Below are 26,831 nucleotides of genomic sequence, written 5' to 3'. Positions count from 1 at the left end.
TCTCCCGTCCGGGCGGTCAGGCGTGGGCTATGCCGTTGCGGTATTGGGGCCGGCGCTTCTCGGCGAACGCGCTCAGCCCCTCGATGCCGTCGGGGGTGCCGGTTCCCTCGCGGAAGTCGCCCATCCTCCCGGCAGGCGCGATGTCATTGATCGTCTGCTTGTAGGACCGACGCACGGCGGGTGACGTGCCGCGGACCTCCTCGATGATTTCGTTGACGCGGCGGTCGAGGGCGCCGGCATCGGGCACGACCTCGGTGATCAGACCCCAGCGCTCGGCCTTCTCGGCCGGGATCGCGGCGCCGGTCAGGACGAGGTAACGCATCTTCGACACGCTCACCCGCCCGAACATGACGGCCGGCATCCAGCCCTCGGCGACACCGACCTTGCCCTCCGGAGCGGCGAAGACCGCGTCGGCCACCGCCACCGAGATATCGCACGACATCGTCGTGATGAGCCCCCCGGCCATGCAGATCCCGTTGACTGCCGCGATCGTGACCTTCGGGCACTGTCGCACCGTCTCGAAGGGCAGGTTGTCCTCGAAGCGGTAGATGTCGAGCGGGTCCGCTCCGGGTTGGAGGTAGGCCAGCACTTCTTTGAGGTCGCCGCCGGTGGCGAAGGCGCGTCCGGTGCCGGTGATGACGACAATGTCGACCACGTCGTCGATGGTGGCCAACCGGACGGCGTCGCGGAGCTCTCGATAGAGGTTGGTGCTGAAGGAGTTCAGCTCGGCGGGACGGTTCAGTGTGATCCGGGCGACGCCGTCGGTGACGGCATAGAGCAACTCGGAGAAGCGCGACTGTTCGAGCGAGCTGTCTCGTAGTTCTGTCATGCCACTCCTTCGTGGATCGCCGCGGCGTATGCCGTAGTCAGGACCCGGCTGCGCCAGGCTCAGTTCCGATGCCGCTGATCAGATGGTCGACGAGTTGTTCGGCGATCGAGTCGGTCAGGACCGTGGTGGCCTGGGAGCCGGCCCACCGGGGGACGCCGTTGAGCGCGCCTAGAACGAACCGAGCGGTGGTGCGGGGGTCGGAAGCACGGAAGGCCCGCCTCGCTGCACCATCTGCGATAATCGACTCGAGCCTCCGCTCGTGTCGGCGGCGTGCGTCACGAATGGCATCGCTGTAAGTCTCGCTGACCACGATGTCCTGATGGCTGCTCAGTACCCGTCCTGCTGGCGTCGTCACCGCGACCCGCAGGTGCGCGCGAACGAAGGCCCGCAACAACACCTCCGGGTCGGAGGAACCGGCGGCGAGCAAATCGGTCTCACGGCCGATCTCCTCGATCGTGTCGGTCATCAGCTGGGCGAGGATGTCCTCCTTGCCGCTGACGTAGTGGTATAGGCCGGTGGCCGAGAGCCCGACCTGCTCGCCGATCTGCTCCAAAGTCACCCGCTCGTAGCCGTGCTCGGCCATCGAGGTGGCGGCGGCGTTGAGGATCATGCTGCGGCGGGTGGCCGCGCGCCGTCCACGCCGGTCGACGCCGGGTACGCCCGGGTTACCAGTTCTTGTCATGGGCGCTCCCTGTGCCGAGTTACGACAGATATTCGGAGGGTAGCACAAAATGTCGAATGGCATTGCATATGTCGGAGAAGCCGAACAACGTGGGTCGTGTTCGGCGGACCGTCCGCCGTACCCATCACGTCGAGGGTCGTCCGGTCGACGGCGTCGGCATCGTCAAATGTGGGAACGTGACCGGATGCTGGCGACGCGGGCGAGCACCGGCCCCCGGCCCGCGCTCCCTCATCGGTGCCAGATGTGCGCGAATGGGATGACGCGATCCTGCACGGTCCAGACGACCGGACCGGGACGTCTGCGGCGCCACAGCGGACGAGTTGGCAAGGCGTGAGCACGTGGAGCAGCAACGGGACCGATGGTGACTCGGCGTGCGCGCGGATGGTTCCTTTCAGTCTTGCCTGTCACGCGAACGGGGCCCCGGCCGTCGGTCGGGGCCCCGTCGTGGCGGTGGCGCGGTCAGACGCTAGCGGTGTCGTTCTGCTTGGTCTGCACGAAGCCCTCGTAGTCGTTCCCGGCGACCTCGGCGAGCTTCTGCCGGTAGGCGCCGATCCCGGCCATATAGAACATGACCGCGTTCTTCTTGCCGGGGATGTTCGCCCCGAAGATCCAGGACTCGGCTTTCGGGAACAGCGTCATGTGCGCGATCTCGGTGCAGGTTGCGGTCCAGCCGTCCTCTGCCTCCGGGGTCGGCTCGACCATGCGCACCCCGTTGCGCTGGGCATGGCTGATGAGCTCGCCGATCCAGTCGACCTGGGCCTCGATGCTCGGCGGCAGGTTCGTGAACGGGCCGTTCGGGCCGAGGATCATGAACATGTTGGGGAAACCGGCCTTCGACAGGCCGAGGTAGCTGGTCGGGCCGTCGGTCCAGTGCTCGCCGATGTGCCGTCCGCCGCGCCCACGAAGGTCCATCGCCCGGTAGTTGCCGTCCACGGCATCGAAGCCGGTTGCGAACACCAGCACGTCGAGCTCGTGTTCGACCCCGTCGGCGGTGCGCACGCCGTTGGGGGTGATCGTGTGGATCGGGTTCTCCAGGATAGAGACCAGCTCGACGTTGTCGCGGTTGTAGGTCTCGTAGTAACCCTGGTCGCACAGCGGTCGCTTCGCGTAGAGGTCTTCCGGGGTGAGCTTGCGGGCGGTCTCCGGGTCGTCGACGGTCTCGGCGATCTTGGAGCGGATGAACGCAGCGGCGGCTGCGTTCGCGTCCGGGTCGATGGCGATGTCGCAGAACGTGCCGAACATGAACCGGAACCCGTTGCCCTTGTCCCAGTTCTCCTGGAACACCCGCCGTCGCTCGTCGGCGGAGACGCTCGTCGCCTCGACGCCGCTCTCCTGGAAACCGAACGCGACGACGGAGTTCTTGACCTGGTCCCAGATCGCGTCGAAGTTCTGCTTGGTCTCGTCGACCTCGGACTGGTCGACCGGGCGGTTGCCCGAGGGCACGACGTACTGCGGCGAGCGCTGGAATACCGTGAGGTGCCCGACCCGCGATGCAGCGGCGGTGATGAACTGGACCCCGGTCGAGCCGGTGCCGATCACGCCGACCCGCTTGCCGGTGATGTCGAGGTCCTCGGGCCAGGCGTTGGTGTGCACGAGCGGGCCGGCGAAGCTGTCCCGGCCGGGGATGTCGGGGATGTTGCTCTTGGCGAGCAGGCCGAGCCCGTTGACGACGTAGCGGCTGGTCAGGCACTTCCCGTCGGCGGTGGTCACCGCCCACAGGTCGGCGTCCTCGTCGAACGTCGCTCCGGTCACCTCGGTGTTGAGCTGGATGTCGCGACGCAGGTCAAAGCGGTCGACGACGTGGTTGAGGTAGCGCTCAACCTCCGGCTGCCCGAGGTAGCGGGTGGTCCAGTCCCACTCCTGGAGCAGGTCCTTGTCGAAGGAGTAGCGGTAGACGAACCCCTCGGTGTCGGATTTGGCGCCGGGGTAGCGGTTGAAGTACCAGGTACCGCCGACACCGCCCCCCTTCTCGAAGCCCTGCACGGTCAGGCCCAGCTCGTTGCGCAGCTTGTGCAGCATGTAGATGCCGCCGAAACCGGCGCCGATGACGATCGCATCGACGTCAGGGGTACGTGTTGTGCTCATTGGTTGCTCCAGAATCGTGTCGCGGAGAGAGTGACGCCGCAGGGACGTGAGGCCGGGGTGTGGCAGCGATCAGCCGTGGTACCACTTCGCGATAGCCGCGATCTCGTCGTCGGCCTCGGGTGCGTTGCCGGCGAGGAACGGGAAGACGTGCTGCATCCCGTCTGCGACGGCGAGGGTCACGTCGACACCCGCCGCCTTCGCGCGCTCGGCGAGACGGGTCGCGTTGTCGACCAGCGACTCCGCCGAGCCCGCGTTGATGTAGAGCTGCGGAAGGCCGGTCAGGTCTGCATACAGAGGGTTCGCGAGAGGCGTCGTCGGGTCGATCGACTCCCCGAGGACGCCGGCGATCATGCCTTCGAGCAGTGGGACGGTGATCAGTGCGTCGCTCGCGTCGTTGATCACCAGCGTCTCACCGGCGTTCTCCATGTCCAGCCACGGCGAGAACGCAATGACCCTCCCGGGCAGAGGGAGTCCCTGCTCGCGCAGCGACAGCGGGATCGCGACGGCGAGGTTGCCGCCCGCCGAGTCCCCGATCGTCGTGATGTCGCGCGCGTCGACACCGCGTCCGGTCAGCGCCGTGAACACGGCGACGCCGTCCTCGACCTGCGCCGGGTGCGGGTGCTCCGGAGCGCGGCGGTAGTCCAGCACGAACGACGTCACGCCGAGTGCCTTGGCCACGTGCCCGGCGAGCTTGCGGTGACTCGCGGCCGAGCCGACGGCGAAACCGCCGCCGTGGGTGTAGAGCAAGACCTTCGAGGTGTCGGCGTCCGCCGGCAACGTCCAGATTCCGGGCACGCCACCGACCGTCTCTTCGCGGTAGGTCACGTCCTCGGGCTCACGAGTGGGCTGGTGCCACTCGTCGAAAACGCTGCGGAACAGCCGGATCGTCATGTCCGGCGTACTGGCCAGGATGCTGGACCAGTCGGCGTAGAGCGCGCGCAAGGCGTCGGACTGGGCGGATGTCCCCGCAGGGCGGGTCGATGGCGCCGTTGTCATCTGGATCCCTCCTCGAACCGTGCCGCGGACCTCGGTGGCCACATTCCCGGTGTGGGATCACTGTGGGGAATGCAGACGCCTCATGGGTGTTCCGAAACGGGACAGCTTGCGCATCGGTCTCGGACTACCGTCTGAGCCAGCCCTCATTGGGTACCGACGGCCCTGCCGGCTACACGCTCGCCACGAGAGGCAGCCCGACGTGCAGCCGGGGCGCCGTCGCCAGGTATCCGGCTGCACGAGGGGCATGCGAGCCAGCAGGGCGCGTCGAGCACAGACAACGAGGCAACGATGCGTCGAGACGAGATCCGGTTCCCAATGTTCCTGACGTCGGTCGAGCGCGAGCGCACCCGGGTCAGTCGGGAGGCGCTCGTCGACGGCGGGCTGCTGACCGAGTCGCCGGGCACCAGCGGTGTGCCGCAGTACATCGAGAAGAGCTGGCGGCGATGCGTCGGCGACGCGGTACCGGTAGCCCCCAACGGCGTCGACTACCGCGAACCCGCCGACGTCCTCCCGGTGCTGCGCCGTGCTGCGGAGCCGGTGTTGGACCGGCTCAAGGACAGCTTTGCCGATGTGCCCGTGGCGATGGTGCTGTCCGATGCAACCGGACGGATCCTGATGCGACATGCCGACGTTCGTCGTCAGCGGGACACCATGGATCGCGCCAGCGCGGCGGAGGGATTCGACTTCTCGGAGCACTCGGTCGGAACCAACGGCCTCGGCACGGTGCTCGTCGAGCGCCGTCCGGTGCTCGTCCGCGGACCCGAGCACTACAACGCCCTGCTGGCAGACTTCACCTGCGCCGGCACGCCGATCATGGAGCCCTACACCGGGCGGATGATCGGGTCCTTCGCGCTGGCCTGCTCGCTACGCGACGTCCACCCCCTGATGACGGTCATGGCAGAGGACATCGGGCGCCAGATCGCGTCACGGATCCTCGATGAAGCTGGCGAACGGCATCGTCGACTCGTCCACGCCTACCTGGCTACCGAACGGGGGACGACCGGAGCACTCGTCGTCGACGAGCACACCGTCCTCGCCAATCGACTCGGGCTCGACCACACAGGCCCGGAGTTACACCCGACGCTGTGGCGGTTCCTCAGCGAGCACGGGCCGACCAGCGCGCGGCGGATGCAGGTACCGCTCTCGGACGGTCGGCATGACGCCCTGGTCGAACCGATCGACGAGGCCGGAGCCTTGGCCTTCAGCATCCGGCTGCTCCCAAGGCGACCGGACCGCCACCCTGGCGGGAGTACACAGCCGCCCCCGGTGCGCGTGGTCGGTGCGGCTGCACCCGACATATCGGCGGAGCCGCTGCATTTCGACCATGACGTCGACCGCCAGCTTGCAACGGCCGTGCGGTACGGCGAGATGGTCGCGGTGACCGGTGCGGGTGGCACTGGAAAGCTGCGGACCACGCTGCGCATGCTGCGCATGCAGGGCGCGGACGACCCGTTGGTCGTCGAGCCTCACCTCGATCCCGGTTGGTTCGAGACTGCGAGAGCGGCCACAAGCGTCGGACGTGCTGTCGTCGTCCGCCGAGTGCACGCGACCCCATCACCGACAGTTGCGCAGCTACAGGCGCTCGCCAACTCACGTGCTCCGCTCGCGCTCACAGCGGACCTCGACGCCGCAGACGACATGGCGGTCGGTGTGATCCGACGGGTCGCTACTACCGTCCGCCTGCCCGCGCTGGCGCACAGGCTGGACCACTTACCCGCTCTGGTGCGAACCGTCCTCGACGAGCTGCCGTCCCCGCAGTCGGAAACGCGGTTCTCCTCCTCGGCCTGGGGCCGGCTGATGGACTGGCGCTGGCCCGGCAACCTCGCAGAACTGCGCAACACGGTCATCCTCCTGGCCCGACGCGCGGACGGCGAAACCGTCGACGCACACGATCTGCCCGATGAGCTCTGCACGCCCCGCACTCTGAACCGAATGGAAGCGGCCGAACGAGAAGCGGTAGCCGACGCGCTTCGAGTAGCCGACGGAAACCGCAGCGAGGCAGCGCGGTTACTCGGAATCGGTCGTAACACCCTCTACCGAAAGATGCGGGAATTCGGCATCACCTGACGCGTCCTTTCGACCAGACAGGTTGGGCCGGCACTTCTCACCGGCCGCCTGTCGGGGGGCCGCATCGCGGTCGCCCCCAGCGAGCACCATGGACGACGAGGCTCGGCTGAGCTTTACCGCAGCGCGGTCGTCGGCCGCGATAACACGGAGGGAGCGGTGAGACACCCTGCCTCACCGCTCCTTGGGCGACTGCGGGATCATGTGCAGCGTGGATGCACCCCTGCAGCCGGATTTGTGGAGTCTGACGCTGCCCGCTGTTCGGGCTGCCCGCGAGCGGGCCCGCGAGCATTTGAGATCGAACCGATACATCCCTCGGAAAGCCGTTACGCAGTACACATCGAGTTCAGTAGGCTGGTCAACCACGACCGCAGCCGACACCTTCTTTCCGCCTGACTCTGCTCCGGTCAACTGGGACCACATGTTTGGCTCAGATGTCGGACTATTTGCGCAAATCAAGTACAGTAACGTTCCCGAGCTGGAGGCTGCCGCAGACGGCGTCTGGGAAGTTGCTGCCAGCGATGAATCGTTCGAGCGACGCATCAGTCTGCTCTCACATAGCGAATCTGACGCCGAATCTCGCAAGAAGCAGTTCGTCTTCGAATATATGCGGTTTGTGTGTGACATCATATCTCGAGCAGAGGCTGTCGGAGTTGAAGCCGATGTGGACTTGCTGGCGATCTATCTGCAGCTAGAGCGAGCGCGGTTCGCGAATGAGCTAAGGGGGGACCTGCTTGTGCCGATATCTCTAACTCCCCTCGACCATGCTGGGCCGATTGAGCTGGGTCACGGTGTAAGGATCGAGAAGTTAGACGAATCAATGCAGCGCGCGCGGGCGGTCTCCACGATGTATGGCGGTCGAGTATCCGCTCATGTCGTTGCAGCTTCGACGCATGCTGTAGTGGTTTGCGATATTGCGATCGATAATCAAGACCCGTTTGAGCGGCGCTACCGCCAATCAGGTATAGATTACGAGGTGGTTGATCGCGTATTCGAGTGTCTCCATGTCATTTCTAGTCGGCGTACGGGCTACGCGCAGGCAGTCGTTCGTCCGCTCGATTGGGCTGATGATTGGGAGCACGATCTTCCGGCTGTCTGGAAGGTGCAGACTTTCGAGCGGTATCCGCACGAATTTGATCAAGGACGGTGGAACGAAGAGGTCGAGCCAATTTCGGCCAAAGAGCTGGAGGTGCTACCTGCGACGTTTGCCGCTCTGAGCGTGGCGCCCGCGAACGTCAAGTTGGCTTCCCGGCGTGCGGTTCGGGCGCTGCTTCGAGTCGCTGAAGAAGACGAAGTATTGGATGCAGCGATAGGGATCGAAGCACTTCTCCTCGCCGATAGTGATCGCGACGAGATGACGCATCGAATGGCTCAACGTGCTGCGGTGGTGCTCTCGGTCGACGGGGTCGATCCATCGGTTGTCTATCGACTGGTGAAGAAGTTCTACGAGCAGCGTTCGAAAATTGTCCACGGTCGTTCGTGGAAGACGATGAACGTTGTATTAGAGGGTAAGGCGTATCCAGCTAATGAAGTCGGAGTCGTGCTCTTGCGTGCTCTCCTGCTGAACCTGTTTCGAGCCGAAGTTCCCTGGACTCCGCAGTCGCTGGACGAACGACTGTTAAGTGCGCTCGGATCGAATAACGGGTCGGGTAGCTGAGCACCTCCATGGCAGGGTCGCATGAATCTACCTCATCAAGAATGAGTTCGAACTGTTTGGTTCGACGAAGCAGCCGACACGGATCCGATCGAGCCGCCCAATGGGTGCTCGTCGCGTCCGCTGCCCTTGTCTGACCGGAAGCGCAGTTCAGGCGCCCACGCGGTGCCATACGGCAGCGCTCGCACGGCTCACTGCTTCTAGCCTTTCCATCTCGTATCAATGCGCCGGAGCTTTGCCGCTTGCGCGGCGCACCATCGGTAGACGGATCTACGCGCCTGCCTCGACCGCGATTCTTTCTCCGGGTAGTTGCTAACGGTAACATAGGCGATGTTTGTTCCGGAGAACATGGCGCGGTCAACCTGGACGGGTGTTGGGGTGCATCCGGGCTCTGGGGCGGTTCGCCGGAGCGGCTTCTGTAGCGTGATATCTCGTTCTTCCGGCGGGCGTTCTGCGACACTGTAGCTGTATAGAATTCCCTCAATGAGTGAGCCATCCTGTAGCTTTATGCCAACCCACGGTATCTGGCGCTTCGGTCTGGCGCCGAGCGACGAGACCCACACGCTCCGGTTGGCGCTAAACTCGGTTTTGCGCCGTAAGCGCTGTGGAATGTACAGGACCAGCGAGATTGCGGTCGCGAGCATCAGGACGACGGCCACTGTCCATACTGCCTCGCGAGCATTGCCCCGCAAGTACACATTCCCGCCCGAAGGCCAAGCGTCAACATCAACCAGGAACGGTAACCACTGATGAGGGATTAGAACGAGAAGCGCGATGCCTACGCCTGTAGTGGCAAGGCCGACCGATAAGGCGCTCAAGAGCTCACTCAGGTTAGACATCGGTGGACGCGGCGATAAGCGCTCGCGCAACTGCGTGTAAAGCCAGCCTGGAACCAGCGCCAAGAGGATTGCGCCGATCCAAATGCTAGTCGGCAGCATCTACTCGTTATTCTTCGCCTGGATGTCAGTGCTTGCCGTCGGGGCGTTCGACTGAGGCTGCGGTTCAAGCGACGCAGACGGCGGTACGAACCCGTCCGGAAAGCCTGCGGTCTGGATCGTGTGCGACCCATCCTTGCGCTCGGTATTCGACAGATCAGTTGTGCGGTCGTTGGGGGTTGTCCCGTGGGTCGCGACTCATGCACCATCGTCGGGTCCTCTCTGAACCGCCCCGGCGTGTCCGGAGACTTGATCTTCTGAGGAGATGGAGTCATGACACGTCGTTCCCAGCCGCCCTATCCGCCGGAGTTGCGTGAGCGGGCGGTGCGCATGGTCGCCGAGGTCCAGGCCGATTACGAGTCGCCGTGGGCGGCGATGAACGCCGTTGCGGAGAAGCTCGGAGTCGGGACCGGGGAGACGGTGCGCAAGTGGGTCCGCCAGGCCGAGACCGACGGCGGTGCCCGGGCCGGGACAACCACTGAGGAGTCCGATGAGCTGCGCCGGCTCAAGCGGGAGAACGCGGAACTCAAGCGCGCCAACGAGATCCTGAAGGCGGCGTCGGCTTTCTTCGCGGCCGAGATCGACCGGCCACGCACGCGTTGGTGAGGTTCATCGACCAGCACGCCGCCCGCAGCACCGGCGGGCGGCGGTGGGGTGTCGCGTCGATCTGTGCCCAGCTCGGCGAGCTGGGCGCGGCGATCGCCCCGTCGACCTACTACGCCGCCCGCGCCGCGGGTCCGTCCCGGGCGCAGCAGCGTGACGAGGAGCTGAGCGCGGAGGTCGTGCGCGTACACGCCGAGAACTACGGCGTCTACGGCGCCCGCAAGGTCTGGACCCAGCTCAACCGCGAGGACATCACGGTCGCCCGCTGCACCGTGGAACGGCTGATGCGAGCCCACGGCCTGGTCGGCGCTCGGCGCGGCAAGCGGATCCGCACCACGATCGCCGGGCCCGAAGTCCGGGCCGCGGACCTGGTCGGCCGCCGGTTCAACCCACCGGCCCCGGACCAGCTCTGGGTCGCCGACTTCACCTACGTGCCGACCTGGTCGGGCATGGTTTACGTCGCGTTCGTCATCGACGCCTACTCACGACGGATCCTGGGCTGGCGCGCGGCCACGACGATGCGCACAGAACTGGTCCTCGACGCCCTCGAACAGGCCGTCTGGACACGTGGCCGACAAGGCCAGCAAGACCTGTCCGGACTCATCGCCCACTCCGATGCGGGCTCCCAATATACGTCCATCTCCTACACCGAACGCCTGGCCAGCGCCAGTGTCGCGCCCTCGGTCGGATCCGTCGGCGACGCCTACGACAACGCGCTGGCAGAGTCGACGATCGGGCTGTTCAAGACCGAACTGATCAAACCGCGGGGACCATGGCGCACCGTTGAGCAGGTAGAGATCGCCACCCTCGAATACGTCGACTGGTTCAACCACCGACGCCTTCACGGCTCCGCCGCAGACCTGCCACCCGCCGAGCTGGAGACGGCCCACTACCGTCACCACGAGGCCCAACCGGAGCCGGAGCACTCAAACCGATAGCTCTCCGGACACGCCGGGGCGGTTCACTCAGGCTGATCAGTAGGCTTCCTCCTCGCTGAGGAGCGGTGACGAACACATGTTCCCATGTGTTCGTGTCCGACTCTGAGGTCTTCGCTTCGGGCGTGTCGTGCTTGCCCTGAGCCGGCCGAAGGGTCGCCTGTGATTCGGGCGCCGTCCAGGGCGAACCTGCGCGGAGACCCGTGGTCCCAACACAGAGCCGTCGCTACGCGATCGCCTCCGGCGACCCTGCACGCCACCCGAACCACGCTCGGGATGGCCTCTATCGGGGCAAGCCGGGGAGTAGGCAGCACGGTGCCGGTCGGGGCGTACGGCGGCCGGTGAGTGTCTAACTGAGTGACAACCGACCGACGGCCCGCCGGACGACCACGGACACCGCCGGACTCGTGACCAGCGCGGACCCGGATTGGGCGCAGGTCAGGGACAGCGTATAAGTGCCTGGGGGTCAAGGGGTCGCAGGTTCAAATCCTGTCGTCCCGACAGGCCGGAGGCCGGTATCCGAGAACGTCGGGTACCGGCCTCTACTCATTTGACCTGCGGGTTCGCGACTTCGTCGTGGTCCCAGGATGAGCCCGACCCTCGTGCGTTCGTGATCTTGGTCAGCTGCAGGGCGGGTGCTGAGTGACTAACTGAGTGTCTATCGTTCGAGACGAGGGCCAGCCGTGATCGTCGCCGTCGAGGGGCCGGGCGCCGCGGAGAAGGCGACACGGTGCGCTCGGGATAGAGCATGCGACTGCTCGGGTCGCGACTCGGACGTTATGAATCGGCGACCGGGAAGATGTCGTCCATGGCAGCTGCACCGTGCTCCAGGACCGGACGGAGCTGCTGGCGGTAGACGGCTTCTGTGATGGCGGTGCCGCTGTGCCCGACGAGACGCGAGATGTGCTCGAGGGGCATTCCAGAGTCCGAGAGCAGGGACACGAAGCTGTGCCGCATTTCTCGAGGGGTCCATTCGGTGGCGTCGAGACCGGCGCTCGCGGTGACACGCCGGAAGGCGCGACGCACATTGTGGGCATCCATCTCGGAGCCACTCCGGGTCGCGAAGACCAACTGATCCGGATCTGGTGAGGGCATCGACCGGGCCGCCTGGCGTCGGAGCGCCGTCACGCATCGGTGCGGCATACCGAGCCGGCGCCGTGATTTGCGTGTCTTGGTGTCCCCACCGATGCGCACCGATCGCACCACGGAGATCGACGGGGGGATCGGGGGCGATGCCTCGGGTTGTCCGACGAGGTCAACGTCTCCCCACCGCAGTGCGCGAAGCTCCTCGGTACGGGCGCCGGTCAGCAGCGACAGCACGATATAGGCGTGCAAGGAGCTCGACTCAGCTGCATCGAGGAGAGCGCCTGCCTGTGCGAGATCGAGTGACTTGGACCGCCGCCCAGGCCGGCCGGTCGGAGGACGGCACACGCTCACGACGTTGCGTTTGACCTTGTCGCGGGCCATGGCGTGGTTGACCGCCCGGATCAGAATCGAGTGCATCAGGCGAAGCGTCCGGGTGCTCACCGATCGGGACTCGGCCTTCAACCAGCGGTCGACATCGTCAGCGGAGAGATCTCGGAGCCTGTGCGCGCCGAGCGGCCCGACGATGTGCTGCCCGGCGATCGTCATGTAGTTCTTGACCGTCGCCGGTGCCCGCCCGGAAAGCCCGTAGGACAACCAGTCCATCACCGTCTCTCGCACCGTGTAGTGGCCGGGAGCGACGGTCGTGCCGTCCTCATGATCGCGGAGGATCTCTCGCAGCTTGGTCTTGGCAGCCGTCTTCGTGGCTCCGCTGGCCTTCCGGGTGATCCGCTTCCCGCGGCCGTCGAACCCGATCGTCGCGGTGGCGATCCAGCGCTGCCGGGATTCGTCCCAGTGAAGCCTTCACCGCGGCTGCGCCGCACCGTCATGACGCAACGCCGAATCGACCTGAGGCTCCCGCCTCGCCCTCGAGCAGGGCGACGTACTCGGCGATGGCGGCTGCGGGAATCAGCCGGGTCCGGCCGACATGGACCGAGCGCAACCTTCCACATCGGAGCTGCTCGTAGATCGTGCTGCGCTTGAGAGACAGGATCGTCATCGCCTCGTCGACCCGGTAGAGCTCCTTGTCCGCCATGAGGTCGTCTCCGTGTCGCCACGAGCGCCAAGCCGGGGGCACCCTAATCGTCTGCTGGTGCACGATCACGCTTCCGGTCGAGGTGTCCGGCTGCGTTGCTGCCGTGTGGCCGGATTTGTTGGCGGGCTTTCGCTTCCGTCCGTGGGATAGGGATGACGGTCGAATCGGCGAGGTTGTTCGATCCCGTCGACGAACCAGCTGATCGGCCTGCGACTGCCGAGTTCGCTCAGGAAGTACCGGGTCACCGATGCGGACAGGACTCCCGGGTCCTTGGAGCGGCCGGCGGCGAACTCCTCGGCTGCGAGCTGGTTGTCGAAGACCACCTCGATGGCTCCGATGTCGTCGGGCTTCGATGTGTGCACGGAGAAGACGGCCATGCGCCGCCGAGTCTGGTCGGACGTCATGTGTTGAGCTTTCGGGCGTCCGAAAGTGTTGGCGGGACGAACTTCGGATGTGTGGATAGGTCAGCGACGGTGGGGTCGGCGAGGATGGCGCGGTGGACCTCGCCGGGATGTCGGTGGACGAGCTCGTCTCCGCGGTGCAGCGCTCGGAAGAGCTGCGGCGCGCCGGCCGGGAGAACAGCGGTCGACTCCTGGCCGAGCTCCACCGTCGTCAGGGGCTGTCGTGGCCGGCTATCGCGCGGATGACCGAGGTCCGCCAGACCACTGTCTACGACCTCGCTCGCCCGTTCCTGGACTCGTCCCCGGAGCTCGACGACCCGGTCGACTAACAGCACCGGCAGCGGGGCGGAGGTTCATGAGGTCGTGCTGCTTTGGTTCGGGCGCAGCGAGATATGCCGGAAGCGATGCTTCCGGCGCTGGCCGTGGGCGGCCTGAAGATCGGAACGGGGGCGTTCCGAGGTCCAACGGCGTCCGGGTCGGCTGAGGAGTAGGCCCGTTCACCAGAGACGAGGCGCTGCCGACCACGGTGTGGCAGCGTCGCCGTGGTCCTGTGCCGGACTGTGCACTACGAGCCGCGCGACGACGAACCCGCTCGCCGTCGTCGCATGCGCAGCGCAACGCCGAGGACTCGACAGGTCGTGGTGCGGTTCTCGACCGAGGAGCTCGACGTGGTTCGGAACCGCGCGACGTTGGCCGGCCTCGCTGTCGGGGCGTGGATCGGGCAGACCGCGATGGACGCCGCAGCCGGTCGTGACGGAGCTTCGGCGGGGCTGCCGGATCTCCTGTGCCTGCACTCGGATGTCGTGCGAACGCAGCAGGCCGCCGCAGCCTCGGGTGTGGAGATCGCGCGCATCGAGGGCATGCTGCTCCGGCTCGACGCGGTCATCGACGCGGTGACGGCCGAGTTCGAGCGAGGTCGCCGGTGATCACGAAGGTCGTGCACGGGTGGCGGGTCGGTGGGCTGGTGGCCTACTTGATGGGGCCCGGGCGAGCGCAGGAGCACGTACGACCACGCGTCATCGCGAGCTGGGGCGGCCAGGACGTAGGACGCCTGCCACGAGAGAACGAGGAGGGCCGCCTCGAGTTGGGCCCGCTGATCCGGGCGCTGCGCGCTCCTGCGGTCGCGGCCGGACTGCGCGAGTCCGACGAGGACGGCAAGCGGGGTTACGTGTGGCACTGCTCGGCGCGAGTAGCGGCCGGCGATCGGGTGTTGTCCGACGAGCAGTGGGCGTCAATCGCACGCGAGCTGCTCGACGGCTCGGGAGTCGCCGTCGCGGGCGACTCCGGCGGGCCACGGTGGGTCGCGATCCGGCACGCGGACGACCACATCCATATCGCGGCCTTTCTGGTCCGGCAGGACACCTCGCGCCGGTTCTGGCCCAGCCGCGCGATGCTGTCGACCCTGTGGCCGCGGCGCGCAGGCGTGTCGACGGTGCCCGAGCACGGGTAGGAGCTGCTCGCCGCGGTGACAGCGCCGAGAACCCGGACGGCGTGGCCCACGCGACACGGGATCTCCTGACCGCGGTGGGGGAGTGGTCCGACGAGTTGGGCTCAGCGGCCGAACGCTTCGATCGATCGGCCCGACCTCCGCGTGGCGGGCAGTGCCAGGATGGGCAGGCATCGGCAGGTTTGCGGCGGGTCGCTCGTCAGCTGATCCGGCGGCGCCGAACGTTGGGTGTGCAGGACGACGCGGGGCCTGCGGCGGTTGCGTTGGTCGTGTTGCTGGCGGCGTTGCTGGAGGAGATCGGGGCCTGGCAACAGGAACGCGATCGGGTACACCAGGCGTCGGCCGCCCGGGACGCCGCGGACCAGCTGGCCGTTCGGCGGCGAAGCGGACTACGGCAGTGCCGGAAACGACGGCCGCGCGCGACCACGTCGCCACCGTGGGGGGGTAACGGCATCGCCACACCGCTGTGCAAGGACCCCCTGAGGGCGTGTGCCCGGATGGACACGCCCGTATCGTCGGTATCTGCTGAGTCCAACCACAGCTTGGCTCCTGTCCATGAGATAGCCAGGCGGGCCGCTCAGCGTAGTTGAGTTCGATCCGTAGGCTCAGCGACAGCGTGGTCCGTTCAGGGGAGCCGCGTCGCCTGCGCGAAAATTACCGCTGACCGGCATGAACGAGGGCCTGCGTGCTCAGCGGCGGCCGACTTCGGCACGTACTCGGCACGGCCGGCCGGGCACTACGAGCGCCGAAGAACGTCGTTGACGCGAGCAACCACTCGCTCCACCCCGGAAACGATGAACAGGTGCACCGAGCTTTCCGCGGTGGTGATCCGCAGACGTCGACGAAGACCGCCGCTAAGAGGACGCCGCAAGGCTCGTGGTGCGACCTCGATGCCAGTGACCTCGTTCGCGGAGAGTTGAACGGTTGCACCGCCCAGTCTCTGCTCATAGTGGTGCGGCTCGAACAGCAACAACCCAGGTGTGACGGTGAGGAGACCGCCGCGCGCCAAGTGGCCTTGGGAGTGGTTCGCGCGCAGCCTCATCGCAGCAGTGTCCTCCATCGTGGAGATGCAATCCATATCTGCGCAGCCGGCAGGACATGGCCGCCGGATTTATGGCAGCTCACTGTGATGTAGGGCCTGGACGTAGTCGCCTGCTCGCGATTGGGCTGTTGGTGCCAGGTCTGATCGCTGGCGTCGCCCTTAGATCGGATCGACATCGAGACCTGGGGCGGCTAACCGCGTCAGCGCGGACGATGAGCCGTGCGAGACGGATCGACTGTTGACACAGGGAGCCTGGTCCGGTTACCTAGTGGTCAGACCACCTGGTCACCTGACGGTGATCCGAGTGTGATCCCATCGCGGGTGCTCGGGTCGGGTGTCCCTGGTCGTCTCGACGATCCACGTCAATGCAAAGGAGCAGCGATGTCCTCGCTCGACTACACCTACACCCACATCGACACGCACATCGACCGCTCGGCCTGGGTGGCGCCGACGATCGACCCGAAGAAGACGATGCTGCTGGTCCTGGACATGCAGAAGGCTTGTGCGCAGCCCGGCGGAGCTATGTACATCCCCAGCACCGGCGGTGCCCCCGAGGGCAAGGACGTCGTACAACCGGTCGTCAACGTCCTGGAGGCATGCCGCGCCAAGGGCATCCCCGTGGTGTGGTCGCTGTGGGGACTTCGCCCTGACGGCAAGGACGCCGGATTCGCCGACGTGAAGTGGGGCCTGCAAGGCGCGCTGGCGCAGTTCCCGGGCGCCTGGGGTAACGGCGGCGACGAGCTGGTCGACGAACTCGAGCCGCTTCCGGACGAGCCGGTGTTCCGGAAGCACCGTTTCAGCTCGTTCTACGGGACCGCGCTGACCGAATACATGCGCAAGGCCGGCTGCGACACCCTCGTAGTCGCGGGTCTGTCCACCGGCAACTGTCAGATCGCGACTGCGATCGACGGTGCCAACCAGGATTTCAGGATCGTCGTACTGGCCGACACCACGGCTGCCATTCCCTCCGGTAAGGACGACCCGATGGGCTACGGCCAGCACTGGGAGGCGTTGCGCCAGATCCAGGCCAACCACGGCGACGTGCGCACCAGCATCGAGTTCCTGAAGATGCTCGACGCCTGAGCGGCGTCCGAGACTTCGCTTTCCCCGACGAACCGACGAACCGACGAACGCGAGGACGTGACATGTCGATTTCCGGCAAGAAGGTCGCCCTGCTGATCGAGGACGAGTACCAGATCCTCGAGGGTTGGTATCCCTACCTGCGGCTGCAGGAGTCGGGAGCCGACATCAAGGTGATCGGTAGCGGCACCAAGGGCAGCTACGAAAGCAAGGAGCACTACCCGATGGAGGCGGACGCCGCCGCCTCCGAGGTCTCGGCCGCCGACTTCGACGCGGTGGTCATTCCCGGCGGATTCGCGCCGGACAACATGCGCCTGCACCCGGAGATGATCGACCTGGTGAAGGACGCTTACGAGTCCGGCAAGCTGGTCGCCGCGATCTGCCACGGCGGCTGGATGCTCGCCTCCGCGGGCGCCACGAAGGGCCGCAAGATCACCGGCTACCTGCCGATCAAGACCGACGTCGAGAACGCAGGCGGCACGTGGGTCGACGAGCCGGTGGTCGAGGACGGCAACGTCATCACCTCCCGCACACCGGTCGATCTCCCCGACTTCGGCCGGGCGATCGTCAACTATCTCGAGCGCGCCTGACCCACGGGGTAGACGACGTCCCGCAAAGGAGAGGGAACGTGACGGATCTGAGACTGACCTCCGGTGACACCAAGCCGCCGCTGGGCGGCTGGCTGCCGGGGGTCCGGCTGACCGAGGCGCAGGCCGCGGTGCTGAATGCCGTAGCCGACGAGCTCATCCCCGGTGGCGACGGCTTCCCGGCGCCCAGCGAGATCGACGTGATCTCGTTCATCGCGCGGTACGTGGCACCGGCTGGCACTCCGGCTCGGTGGTTCCCGTTTCTCGGGGAGAACGATCTCCGCGCTCGGCTCGACGCGCTGGGCGACGGGTTCGTCAACGGCGGTTCGTTGGCGCGTGTTCGGGTAATGGAAGGCCTCGAGCGCGACGAGTCCGAATTCTTCGTCCGGGTGCGGGACCTCGTCTACCACGCGTACTACTCCCGCCCCGAGGTCGTCCGGGCGATGAACCGGAACCTGCCCGCGGGCCGGGACTACCGCCCGACCCCCCAGCCGTACGGCTACTCCGACGTCATGGACGACTGGGACGACGAGCTGCTGAGCAGGGTGCGCGGCACCTACACCCGTACCGAGGACGTGCGGCGGGTCATGGTCCCGGCGGACCTCCCGGTGGGACCGGCCCGGAAGCTCCGAGGGGAAGGCAGCTGATGGCGGCATACACCGAGACCGACGTCCTGGTGATCGGGGCCGGCGCGGGCGGGGGCGCGATGAGCAAGCGGCTCAGCGACGGCGGCCTCAAGGTTGTCTGCCTCGAGCAGGGCGACTGGGTCCACGCGATGGACCACCCGCACATGTACGACGGCTGGGAGATCGAGCGCAAGCGCACCTGGTCGTTCGAGCCCAACGTCCGGCAGTTCCCGGAGGACTACCCGACCACCGGAAACACGACGCCCTACATCTTCACCGGGGTGGGCGGTTCCACGCTACACTACGCGGCGGCCTGGCCGCGGTTCAAGCCCGTCGACTTCCGCAAGGGAACCGAGCACGGCGTCGAGGGCACGATCGACTGGCCGATCTCCTACGAGGAGCTCGAGCCGTTCTACGCGATCAACGACGCCGAGATCGGGGTCGCGCGGCGCACCGGGGATCCGGGCAACCCGGTGCGCCCCGAGGGTTGGGGCCCGGCGAGCCGCGGCGGCAAGGTCGGCCACAAGATGGGCTCGGGCTTCGACAAGCTCGGCTGGCACTGGTGGCCCGCCGACAACGCGATCCTCACCCGCACCAAGGACGCCCGTCTGGCGTGCAACGACTGCGGGTTCTGCCTCGCAGGCTGTCCGCGGCACTCCATTGCCTCGACCGATGTGTCGTACTGGCCCGCGGCCCTGCGCAACGGCGTCGACCTGCGAGTGAACGCCCGGGTTGAGCAGATCAATGCCAAGAACGGCCGCGCCACCGGTGCCACCTACGTCGACCGGGTCACCGGCCGGCGCCACGAGGTGCGGGCGGGGGCCGTGGTGGTCGCCGCGAACTCGATCGGCACGCCGCGTCTGCTGCTGATGTCCGCCCAGAACGGGCACCCGGACGGGCTGGCGAACTCCAACGGCCTCGTCGGCACGCACTTGATGTTTCACAGCTGGTCCTTCGTGGACTTCTGGTTCGACGAGCCGCTTGAGGGCTTCAAGGGCCCGGAGCCTGCCGTGCTCTACAGCCAGGAGTTCTACGACACCGACACGTCGCGGGGCTTCGTCAACGGGTTCTCGCTGCAGGTCGGCACCGCTCTGGGCGCCGCCACGAGCGCGCTCGGGACCAACACCGGCAACCTCGCGCCCTGGGGCGCCGGGCACCGCGGGTTCTTCGACGACCACTTCGGCCGGCACGCGCTCATCTACGTGCAGGGAGAGGATCTTCCGGTGCGGACCAACCGGGTCACACTGGATCCGGACGCAAAGGACTCCAGCGGGCTACCCGCGCCTCACATCAACTACGGCCTGCACGAGAACGATCGCAGGCTCGTCGAGTGGGGGCAGCACCGGGCCCGCGAGGCCGCGGATGCGGCGGGTGGCGTCATCGACACCACCACGACCGGAATCGGCGGCATCGACGCGCCACCGCCCGGCTGGCACATCATGGGTACCTGCCGGATGGGCAACACGGCTGAGGACTCGGTCACCAACAAGTGGAACCAGACCTGGGATGTCCCCAACCTGTTCATCACCGACGCCAGCTCGCTCACCACGGGCGCTGCGGTCAACCCCACCAGCACGCTGCAAGCCGTCGCGGTGCGCGCCGCCGAGTACATCAAACGACGCCACCGAGACATCGCGTCGCAGACCATTACCCCGAGCAACGCGGACGCTCCCGCGCTGTAGCGGCTCGGTCCATCCCCACCCGTCTCCCGGCCCGAGGACGCCTCCCTCGGGCCGGGCACGCCATCACGCACCGGCCCGGTTGCCGGCGTGGAGAGGAGAGCACGTGCGTCACGCCAAGAAGCCCGGCCCGGTCGACGCGATCGTCGTCGGACTCGGGGCCACCGGTGCTACGGCCGCGAAAGTACTCAGCGAGGCCGGCCTCAAGGTCGTGGGCTTCGACCGTGGCCCCTGGCTGTCCGCGAAGGACCACTACTCCGGTGACGAGCTCAAGTTCGTCAACCGCAACTACTTGTGGCCGGACCCGAACCTTTTCCCCCGCACGCTGCGCCACGACGAGGTCTCCGAGGCCGAGCGCTTCCCGTTCTCGCCCACCCCGCAGCTCGTCGGCGGCGGCACGAACCACTGGGCGGGCTGGGTGCCGCGGCCTCGCGAGTCAGATTTCCTGCAGCGCAGCCTGCACGGCGACCTCGACGGCGCGAGCCTGGCGGACTGGCCGATCCGATATGAGCACCTCGAGCCCTACCTGACCAAGGTGGAGTGGGAGTTCGGGATCTCCGGCATCGCCGGGGCGGACAAGTACGAGCCGTTCCGGAGTAAGGGCTACCCGAGCGCGCCGCTGCGTCCGACGAAGTTCGGCAAGCGCTTCTACGACGCCTGTAACACGATGGGTGTCAACGGCTTTCCGATCCCGCACGCGATGGTCACCCATGACCACAAGGGCAGGGACCCGTTCAACACCACCAGCTTCTGGAACCAGTACGGCGACCCGAGCACCGCGCGCTCGAACACGCTGACCACGTTCATCCCGGAGGCGGTGGCCACAGGGAACTTCGAGCTCCGCTCGGAGTCATTCGTCCGCGAGGTCACGGTCGGCAAGGACGGCCGGGCGACCGGCGTGGTCTACGTGGACCCGGACGGCGTGGAGGTCGTCCAGGAGGCGAAGGTCGTCGTCCTCGGCCTCGGCGCGATCGAGTCCGCCCGACTGATGCTGATGTCGACGTCCCCGCAGTTCCCCGACGGCCTGGGCAACTCCAGCGGCATGGTTGGCAAGAACGCGACCTTCCACGAGTACGTCTTCGCGGTCGGCCTGTTCGACCAGGAGATCGACGACCCGCTACACGGCTGGGCCGGCAACTACATCAGCGGCGGCACCTTCGAGTTCTACGAGACCGACGAGGATCGCGGACACATCGGCGGCTGCCTCATCTCTGCCTCGCAGACCTGCCACCCGATCAACTGGGTCTTCCCCGGCCGCCCGTCCTGGGGGCAGGCGCTCAAGGACGCCGACCGTAGCTACTTCAATTTCGCAATGAAGATCGGAGCGATCCTGCACGACATGCCGGTCGAGTCGAATCGCGTCGACCTCGACCCGACTGTCAAGGACGCCTGGGGACTGCCGGTTGCCCGGATCACGCACAAGCCCCACGTCAACGACGTGGCAATGAGCAAGTGGCAGGTTGACAAGAACGCGGAGATCCTTCAGGTCGCCGGCGCGAGCAAGACCGTGCCCGTCTACCTGGACCGGATGACCGGGAACACCTGTCACCAACACGGCACCGCCCGGATGGGAACAGACCCGACCACGACCGTTCTGAACGAGTGGTGCCAGTCCCACGACGTGGAGAATCTCTTCATCGTCGACGGGTCCTGCTTCCCGAGCTCCACTGGCGTCAACCCTACGTTGACGATGATGGCCAACGCCTGGCGCGTGTCGGAGTACATCACCGACGTCTGGTCCAAGGGTCGCGACGAGCACATCACGGTCGCCTGAAACCGCCACCGCCTACCCCCACGGAAACGAGGACGTCATGACGCTGAAGGCCGACTGGGAGATCGTCGGTTCCCCGGTCGATCCCGATTCCGACGAGCGGCTGTTCTTTGCCGACCACGAGTGGGACACGATCGAAGCGGCCACCGCCCGCATCATTCCCACGGACCACGACCCGGGCGCCCGCGAGGCGCGGGTGGTCGTGTTCCTCGACCGCTACCTGTCGGGGATCGACTACATATTCGCCGCCGCCGACGGCAGCGGATTCCTCAAGCTGACCGGCAAGTTCGCCGACGCGTGGCGGGCTCGGATGTCCGACATGCAACGGACTTACCGCGAAGGCATCCGAACACTCGATTCCCTCGCCCAAGAACAATTCGATCGACAGTTTGTTGCGCTCAGCGAGTCCGAGCAGGACACAGTGCTGGAAGCGCTGTCCGGTTCTGTCAAGCCGGGGCCGGTCACCCTTGGCACGAGCGAGGCCGTCCAGACCTTCCTGCAGGGCGTGTTCGACCAGGGCCTGCCCTTCTTCGAGGCCCTGTGCCTGCACACCCGACAGGGCTTCTACTGCGACCCCGTCTACGGCGGCAACCGTAACCGGGTCGACTGGGACGTCATCGGCTTTCCGGGCCCCACGACTCTGAAGGACACGATGGACGGAACCTACAACACAACGGAGTTCTTCCACGTCGGTGGCTACGACTGGAACGAGCTCGTCCCGCATCTTGGAAAGGTCGGCTGATGCGAATCACCAGTATCGAGGCGAGGCCACTCGGGTCACCGCTGGACGAACCACTTCGGTGGGGCGCCATGGTGGTCACCTCGAAGGGCGGCATCGTCGTGCGGGTCACCACCGATGAGGGTCTGGTCGGGATCGGAGAAGCGGGGTTCTCCTCGGAGTACTTCCCGACCGTCGGCCCGATCATCAACCAGCAGCTAGCGCCGATGCTCGTCGGTCAAGACCCACGCAACATCGGCGCCCTCTGGCAACAGATGCTCGACGCGACCCACATGTGGGGCCGCCGCGGTATCGAGACCTACGCCCTCAGCGGCATCGATATCGCGCTGTGGGATCTGCTGGGCAAGATCTCCGACCAGCCGGTGCACCGCCTGCTGGGAGCGTCCAAGCAGACAGTGCGCGCCTACTTCGCGCCCTCGGTCAAGCCGGTCGACCGGATTGTCGAAGAGGCTCGACGTGCGGTGGCCGACGGCTACACCGCGATGAAGCTGCGCGTCCTGGGCGACATCGGTGCCGCCGTAGAATTGGTTGGCGCGGTACGCGACGCGGTCGGCGACAGTGTCGAGCTCGGTGTGGACGCGAACATGTCCTACGACCGACGCGGAGCCCTGCAGCTCGCCCGAGAACTCGAGGGACTGCAGGTGGCGTGGCTCGAGGAGCCGATCCTCGCGCGCAGCCTGACCCAGTACATCGACGACCACACGTGGTTGGCGGACCGGGTCTCGCTGCGGCTCTCGGGTGGTGAATCGCTGCTGACCCGGTTCGAGTTCATTGACCTGCTCAACCGGCGGACTTTCGACATTCTGCAGCCCGACGCCACCAGTGTCGGCGGGATCTCCGAGGCCAAGCGCGTGGCCGACATGGCCAGCACCTGGAACCTCAGCTGCATCCCGCACATTGCCTGCTCCTCGGGCACCGGAATCGCGCTCGCGGCTGGCCTACATCTGATCCTGGCCTGCGAGAACACCCCTCTGATCGAGGTCGATGCGTACGGCGGTCCGGGTTGGGACGGAATGCTCATCGATCCACTGGTGGTGAAGGACGGGTACCTGAGCGTGCACGATGCGCCCGGACTGGGCGTCGAGCTTGCAGCGGACGCCGACGAGCGGTTCGCCCTCTCCGCGGAGTCCACGCGCCCCACCGACGGCGGGCGGTGACCCCTGCCGTGTCCGCCCTCGAGGTCCGGGACCCCCGGCTGTACGACGTGGTGGTCGACGAGCCACCGCGCCGGGCCGCCACGGGGTTCCGGTTCCTCGAGGGCCCGGTATGGCATCCGCGGGAGCGCTCGCTCGTGTTCAGCGACATCCCGGCCGGACGGATGTACCGACGCTCCGCCGACGGTCAGCTGTCAGTCTTCCGGGACCCCAGCAACATGGCGAACGGGAACGCCTACGATCGGCGGGGTCGGCTACTGACCTGCGAGCACGCGACGAGCAGGCTGGTCCGGCAGGAACCCGGAAGCCGGCCGGTCACGCTGGCGGACCGCTACAACGGTAGGGAGCTCAACAGCCCGAACGATGTGGTGGTGGCGCGCGACGGGACGATCTTCTTCACCGACTCCGCCTACTGCCGCACCCGGCCCTACGGCGTCCCGCGCCCACGCGAACTCCCCTTCTGCGGGGTCTACCGGCTCGACGCCCACGGCCTCGAGTTGTTGACCGACGAGGTCGAGGGGCCCAACGGGCTGTGCCTGTCCCTCGACGAGCAACATCTCTTCGTGGCCGACACAGAACGGATGCACATCCGCCGTTTCGAGCTCACCGACCGTGGCGTCGGAGCTGGTCCGGGATGGGTACGCACCACGGGCACCGGACCCGGCGAGCCCGACGGCCTGAAAATCGACAGCGCAGGGAACCTGTTCAGCTGTGGGCCCGGTGGCATCCACGTCTTCGACGCCGCAGGGAGCGCGCTCGGAGTCATCCGCGTCCCCGAGGTGACGGCCAACTTCACCTGGGGCGACGACGACATGCGCACGCTCTACGTATGCGCCGGTAGCACGCTCCATCGGTTCCGGACCCGGGTTCCCGGGACCCGGGCGTTCTGAAAAGAGGACCCAACAATGACCCTCTCCCCGGCGATGGAACGCAGCGCCGAGCGGATACGCAGCGCCCGGATCGTTCCGGTCCTGCGAGCCCCCGACGACGACACCGGTTACGCCGTCGCCCTGCGGCTGATCGCGGCCGGCCTCGACGTTCTCGAGCTGACCGCGACCATCCCCGGCTGGCACGACCTCCTCGCCGCGGTGAAGGCCGAGGCCCCGAACGCACTGGTGGGCCTGGGCACCGTCCGCACCGGGGCTGACGTCGGGCGCGCGCTGGCACGAGGCGCCGACTTCCTGGTCAGCCCGCACCCGGTTGCGGCAGCCCGAGCGACCGCCCGTGCGCAGGACGTGCTGTTCGTCGAGGGCGGAACCACTCCGGCCGAGATCGGGGAGGCCGCCGAGCGTGGTGTCGCCAAGATGTTCCCTGCCCACCTCGGCGGACCGCAGTACCTGAAGTCCTTGCTCTCGATCCTGCCCGGAGCCCGGATCGTCCCCACCGGAGGCATCGCCGTGAGCGACGTCCCCACGTGGCTCGACGCTGGCGCGTTCGCGGTGGGGGTCGGTAGCGACCTGTACGCGGCCGACAACCTGGAGGCGAAGGTATCGGAGCTGCGAGAGCTCGTCGGCGCGGGACACTCATGACCGGGTTCACCAGGCCTACCTCCGCGAACACCCCACCGACCCGGGTGGCCGTCATCGGCGAATGCATGGTCGAACTAACCCACCGCAGCGACCGAACGCTCGCACTGGGCTTCGCCGGCGACACCTTCAACACCGCAGTCTATTTGGCCCGCGGCACGCGGGCCCGCGATGTGCGCATCGACTACGTCACCGCCGTGGGCGACGACTGGTACAGCAATGAGCTCGTCTCGGCGGTCGAGGCCGAGGGTATCGGTACCGAACTGGTCGCGCGCCTACCAGGCCACTCCCCAGGGCTGTATCTGGTCCGGACCGACGACCAGGGAGAACGCACCTTCACCTACCACCGGTCGGAATCAGCAGCGCGACACCTGTTCGACCAGGGCTGGCCGGAACGGATCAACCGCGCCGTCGTGGAGAGTGACCTGATCTATCTGTCGGCGATCACACTCCAGATCCTCTCCGCGTCGGCCCGGGAGCGACTCTGGTCGATGCTCTCGACCGCCCGTGCCCGGGGAGCGAGGGTCGCGTTCGACAGCAACTTCAGGCCGCGAGGCTGGTCGACGGTCGGCGATGCGCGTGCGGCCATCGAGCGCACGGTCGCATCGACCGACCTCTACCTGCCTACCCTGGCCGACGAACAAGCTGTCTTCGGCGACCGGGACGGACCAGCATGCGCACACCGTATCGCGGGCCTCGGAGTCTCGGAATGCGTCATCAAGGACGGGGCACGGGGGTGTCTGGTGCTGACCGATGACGGCGTCGCATCCGTACCGGCACAACCCGACGTTCCCGTCGTCGACACGACCGCAGCCGGCGATTCCTTCAACGCGGGGTACCTCGCAGCCAGGCTGCACGGCGAACGACCATTGCGAGCAGCCGAGCGTGCACATCTGCTGGCCGCCCGAGTCGTAGGCGGGCCCGGAGCGATCTTGCCTGAAGAGGTCATTCCGCGACGTGACCCGGCCGAAGCGGCCCTGGATACCGCCTAGTGCAGCGCTGGCGGACGCAGACGACGGGACACTACTCTTCAGACCACCGGACCACAGACGACCTCGTCAGACGCGACGACGACCACCCGACATCCCGGGCACAGCAAGAGGGGACCGAATGGTCGACATGAGCCACGGCAAGATCGAGCCGATCCGGCGTCTGAAGGTGGCGGACTCCGTCGCCGAGCAGCTCGAGTCGATGATCGGCCGAGGGGACTTCTCGCCCGGGGACAAGTTGCCGCCGGAACGGGTGCTCGCCGAGCAATTCGGGGTCGGCCGTAGTTCGATGCGGGAGGCGATCAGAATTGTCGAAGCGAACGGAATGCTCCGGACCGACCACGGGATCGGAGTCTTCGTCGTCAGCAAGACACGTCGCACTCCTGACCTGTCGCACTTGTTGGTGCTCAACGAGTACACGGTGCCGGAGCTCTTCGAGGCCCGGATCACTCTCGAGCGCGACGCCGCAGGCTTTGCAGCTCAACGCATCGCACCGGAAGGTGCCGACACCCTCCACAACATCATCACGGCGATGGCGGACACCGGTCTGAGCGACGAAGCTTTCGTCGCGCTTGACGCTGATCTCCACCGGACTATCACGAAGATGACCAACAACCCGCTGTTGCTCACCCTTCACTCGTCGATCGAGCCCTTGTTCGTGGACTACTCCCTGCAGGTCATCGGCTTGCCGGGTCGTCGAGAAACTGCGCACAAGGGGCATTGCGCGATCGTCGATGCAGTAGCTGGAAAACGTGTCCGTGAGGCCCGAACCGCGGCCGTCAAGCACATTCGCGACGTCGAGCGAGATATCATCGCGAACCTCCTGGACGAGTCCGATCGGGTGACCTCGTAGATGACCATGCCGGACCCGTGCGTCAGAAGTTGAGC

General features: G+C 66.6%; 26 protein-coding genes. 17 read left to right on the top strand and 9 right to left on the bottom strand.

What is annotated here, in order from left to right; all coding sequences use genetic code 11:
* Nucleotides 1–16: 16 nt before the first annotated feature.
* The 4 genes from I4I78_RS00480 to I4I78_RS00465 all read right to left on the bottom strand — a co-directional run bounded on the left by I4I78_RS00480 (nt 17) and on the right by I4I78_RS00465 (nt 4,592).
* On the bottom strand, nt 17–781 hold the full coding sequence (locus I4I78_RS00480; protein ID WP_218609128.1) for an enoyl-CoA hydratase/isomerase family protein: 765 nt from the start codon (nt 779–781) through the stop codon (nt 17–19).
* An 85-nt stretch (nt 782–866) separates the two neighbouring features.
* Nucleotides 867–1,439, bottom strand: a complete 573-nt coding sequence (locus tag I4I78_RS00475) for a TetR/AcrR family transcriptional regulator (protein WP_218609127.1) — start codon at nt 1,437–1,439, stop codon at nt 867–869.
* A 531-nt stretch (nt 1,440–1,970) separates the two neighbouring features.
* Entirely contained in the window at nt 1,971–3,596 is a 1,626-nt protein-coding gene (locus I4I78_RS00470) for an NAD(P)/FAD-dependent oxidoreductase (protein WP_218609126.1), read from the bottom strand.
* A gap of 69 nt (nt 3,597–3,665) precedes the next feature.
* On the bottom strand, nt 3,666–4,592 hold the full coding sequence (locus I4I78_RS00465; protein WP_218609125.1) for an alpha/beta hydrolase: 927 nt from the start codon (nt 4,590–4,592) through the stop codon (nt 3,666–3,668).
* A gap of 288 nt (nt 4,593–4,880) precedes the next feature.
* Between I4I78_RS00465 and I4I78_RS00460 the strand changes: the two genes are divergently transcribed.
* Together I4I78_RS00460 and I4I78_RS33625 are read left to right on the top strand one after the other, a co-directional pair.
* Nucleotides 4,881–6,659: a sigma-54-dependent Fis family transcriptional regulator gene (locus I4I78_RS00460; protein ID WP_218609124.1), complete on the top strand. Its 1,779-nt coding sequence runs from the start codon at nt 4,881–4,883 to the stop codon at nt 6,657–6,659.
* 208 nt (nt 6,660–6,867) lie between these two features.
* Nucleotides 6,868–8,313, top strand: a complete 1,446-nt coding sequence (locus tag I4I78_RS33625; protein ID WP_218609123.1) for a HEPN domain-containing protein — start codon at nt 6,868–6,870, stop codon at nt 8,311–8,313.
* A 197-nt stretch (nt 8,314–8,510) separates the two neighbouring features.
* On the opposite strand, the gene I4I78_RS34070 is transcribed toward I4I78_RS33625, so the two are convergent.
* On the bottom strand, nt 8,511–9,248 hold the full coding sequence (locus I4I78_RS34070; RefSeq protein WP_226378826.1) for a DUF6338 family protein: 738 nt from the start codon (nt 9,246–9,248) through the stop codon (nt 8,511–8,513).
* A gap of 270 nt (nt 9,249–9,518) precedes the next feature.
* Between I4I78_RS34070 and I4I78_RS00450 the strand changes: the two genes are divergently transcribed.
* Nucleotides 9,519–10,786 (top strand): IS3 family transposase gene (locus I4I78_RS00450; protein ID WP_218609122.1). Its coding sequence is split into 2 segments (ribosomal slippage): nt 9,519–9,807 and nt 9,807–10,786, totalling 1,269 coding nucleotides; the frame shifts between segments, so codons are not numbered across the junction.
* A gap of 774 nt (nt 10,787–11,560) precedes the next feature.
* On the opposite strand, the gene xerC is transcribed toward I4I78_RS00450, so the two are convergent.
* The 3 genes from xerC to I4I78_RS00435 all read right to left on the bottom strand — a co-directional run bounded on the left by xerC (nt 11,561) and on the right by I4I78_RS00435 (nt 13,306).
* Nucleotides 11,561–12,472: a tyrosine recombinase XerC gene (gene xerC / locus I4I78_RS00445; protein WP_226378853.1), complete on the bottom strand. Its 912-nt coding sequence runs from the start codon at nt 12,470–12,472 to the stop codon at nt 11,561–11,563.
* A gap of 220 nt (nt 12,473–12,692) precedes the next feature.
* Entirely contained in the window at nt 12,693–12,902 is a 210-nt protein-coding gene (locus tag I4I78_RS00440) for a helix-turn-helix domain-containing protein (RefSeq protein WP_218609121.1), read from the bottom strand.
* Nucleotides 12,903–12,967: 65 nt separating this feature from the next.
* Nucleotides 12,968–13,306, bottom strand: a complete 339-nt coding sequence (locus I4I78_RS00435) for a hypothetical protein (RefSeq protein ID WP_218609120.1) — start codon at nt 13,304–13,306, stop codon at nt 12,968–12,970.
* Nucleotides 13,307–13,398: 92 nt separating this feature from the next.
* Between I4I78_RS00435 and I4I78_RS00430 the strand changes: the two genes are divergently transcribed.
* The 3 genes from I4I78_RS00430 (at nt 13,399) to I4I78_RS00420 (ending at nt 14,753) form a co-directional block, all read left to right on the top strand.
* Entirely contained in the window at nt 13,399–13,632 is a 234-nt protein-coding gene (locus tag I4I78_RS00430) for a hypothetical protein (protein ID WP_218609119.1), read from the top strand.
* 402 nt (nt 13,633–14,034) lie between these two features.
* Nucleotides 14,035–14,229 carry a hypothetical protein gene (locus I4I78_RS00425; RefSeq protein WP_218609118.1) on the top strand — a complete coding sequence of 65 codons (195 nt, stop codon included), beginning with the start codon at nt 14,035–14,037 and terminating at the stop codon, nt 14,227–14,229.
* Nucleotides 14,226–14,753 carry a hypothetical protein gene (locus I4I78_RS00420; RefSeq protein ID WP_218609117.1) on the top strand — a complete coding sequence of 176 codons (528 nt, stop codon included), beginning with the start codon at nt 14,226–14,228 and terminating at the stop codon, nt 14,751–14,753. Before I4I78_RS00425 ends, I4I78_RS00420 begins: the two co-directional genes overlap by 4 nt.
* Before the next feature lie 733 nt (nt 14,754–15,486).
* On the opposite strand, the gene I4I78_RS00415 is transcribed toward I4I78_RS00420, so the two are convergent.
* On the bottom strand, nt 15,487–15,792 hold the full coding sequence (locus I4I78_RS00415; protein ID WP_218609116.1) for a hypothetical protein: 306 nt from the start codon (nt 15,790–15,792) through the stop codon (nt 15,487–15,489).
* Nucleotides 15,793–16,173: 381 nt separating this feature from the next.
* On the opposite strand from I4I78_RS00415, the gene I4I78_RS00410 reads away from it, so the two are divergent.
* The 11 genes from I4I78_RS00410 (at nt 16,174) to I4I78_RS00360 (ending at nt 26,796) form a co-directional block, all read left to right on the top strand.
* Nucleotides 16,174–16,875: a cysteine hydrolase family protein gene (locus tag I4I78_RS00410; protein WP_218609115.1), complete on the top strand. Its 702-nt coding sequence runs from the start codon at nt 16,174–16,176 to the stop codon at nt 16,873–16,875.
* A gap of 62 nt (nt 16,876–16,937) precedes the next feature.
* A complete protein-coding gene (locus tag I4I78_RS00405) occupies nt 16,938–17,462 on the top strand; it encodes a type 1 glutamine amidotransferase domain-containing protein (RefSeq protein ID WP_218609114.1) in 525 nt (174 codons plus the stop codon).
* 38 nt (nt 17,463–17,500) lie between these two features.
* Nucleotides 17,501–18,106 (top strand): gluconate 2-dehydrogenase subunit 3 family protein, encoded by a 606-nt coding sequence (locus tag I4I78_RS00400; RefSeq protein WP_218609113.1) that lies wholly within the window; start codon nt 17,501–17,503, stop codon nt 18,104–18,106.
* On the top strand, nt 18,106–19,767 hold the full coding sequence (locus tag I4I78_RS00395; protein ID WP_218609112.1) for a GMC family oxidoreductase: 1,662 nt from the start codon (nt 18,106–18,108) through the stop codon (nt 19,765–19,767). Before I4I78_RS00400 ends, I4I78_RS00395 begins: the two co-directional genes overlap by 1 nt.
* 103 nt (nt 19,768–19,870) lie before the next feature.
* Nucleotides 19,871–21,538: a GMC family oxidoreductase gene (locus I4I78_RS00390; protein WP_218609111.1), complete on the top strand. Its 1,668-nt coding sequence runs from the start codon at nt 19,871–19,873 to the stop codon at nt 21,536–21,538.
* Between the two features lie 37 nt (nt 21,539–21,575).
* Entirely contained in the window at nt 21,576–22,277 is a 702-nt protein-coding gene (locus I4I78_RS00385) for a gluconate 2-dehydrogenase subunit 3 family protein (protein WP_218609110.1), read from the top strand.
* Nucleotides 22,277–23,431, top strand: a complete 1,155-nt coding sequence (locus tag I4I78_RS00380) for a mandelate racemase/muconate lactonizing enzyme family protein (RefSeq protein WP_226378824.1) — start codon at nt 22,277–22,279, stop codon at nt 23,429–23,431. Before I4I78_RS00385 ends, I4I78_RS00380 begins: the two co-directional genes overlap by 1 nt.
* 8 nt (nt 23,432–23,439) lie before the next feature.
* On the top strand, nt 23,440–24,318 hold the full coding sequence (locus tag I4I78_RS00375; protein WP_218609108.1) for an SMP-30/gluconolactonase/LRE family protein: 879 nt from the start codon (nt 23,440–23,442) through the stop codon (nt 24,316–24,318).
* 15 nt (nt 24,319–24,333) lie between these two features.
* Nucleotides 24,334–24,957, top strand: a complete 624-nt coding sequence (locus tag I4I78_RS00370) for a bifunctional 4-hydroxy-2-oxoglutarate aldolase/2-dehydro-3-deoxy-phosphogluconate aldolase (RefSeq protein ID WP_218609107.1) — start codon at nt 24,334–24,336, stop codon at nt 24,955–24,957.
* Entirely contained in the window at nt 24,954–25,946 is a 993-nt protein-coding gene (locus I4I78_RS00365; protein ID WP_218609106.1) for a sugar kinase, read from the top strand. The genes I4I78_RS00370 and I4I78_RS00365 overlap by 4 nt, the downstream gene beginning before the upstream one ends.
* Nucleotides 25,947–26,064: 118 nt before the next feature.
* Nucleotides 26,065–26,796 carry a FadR/GntR family transcriptional regulator gene (locus I4I78_RS00360; protein WP_218609105.1) on the top strand — a complete coding sequence of 244 codons (732 nt, stop codon included), beginning with the start codon at nt 26,065–26,067 and terminating at the stop codon, nt 26,794–26,796.
* Nucleotides 26,797–26,831: the final 35 nt, after the last annotated feature.

Origin of the sequence: Pseudonocardia sp. KRD291, assembly GCF_019263595.1 — a bacterium.
Lineage (GTDB): Bacteria > Actinomycetota > Actinomycetes > Mycobacteriales > Pseudonocardiaceae > Pseudonocardia.
This window is presented reverse-complemented; position numbering and strand designations above follow the sequence as displayed.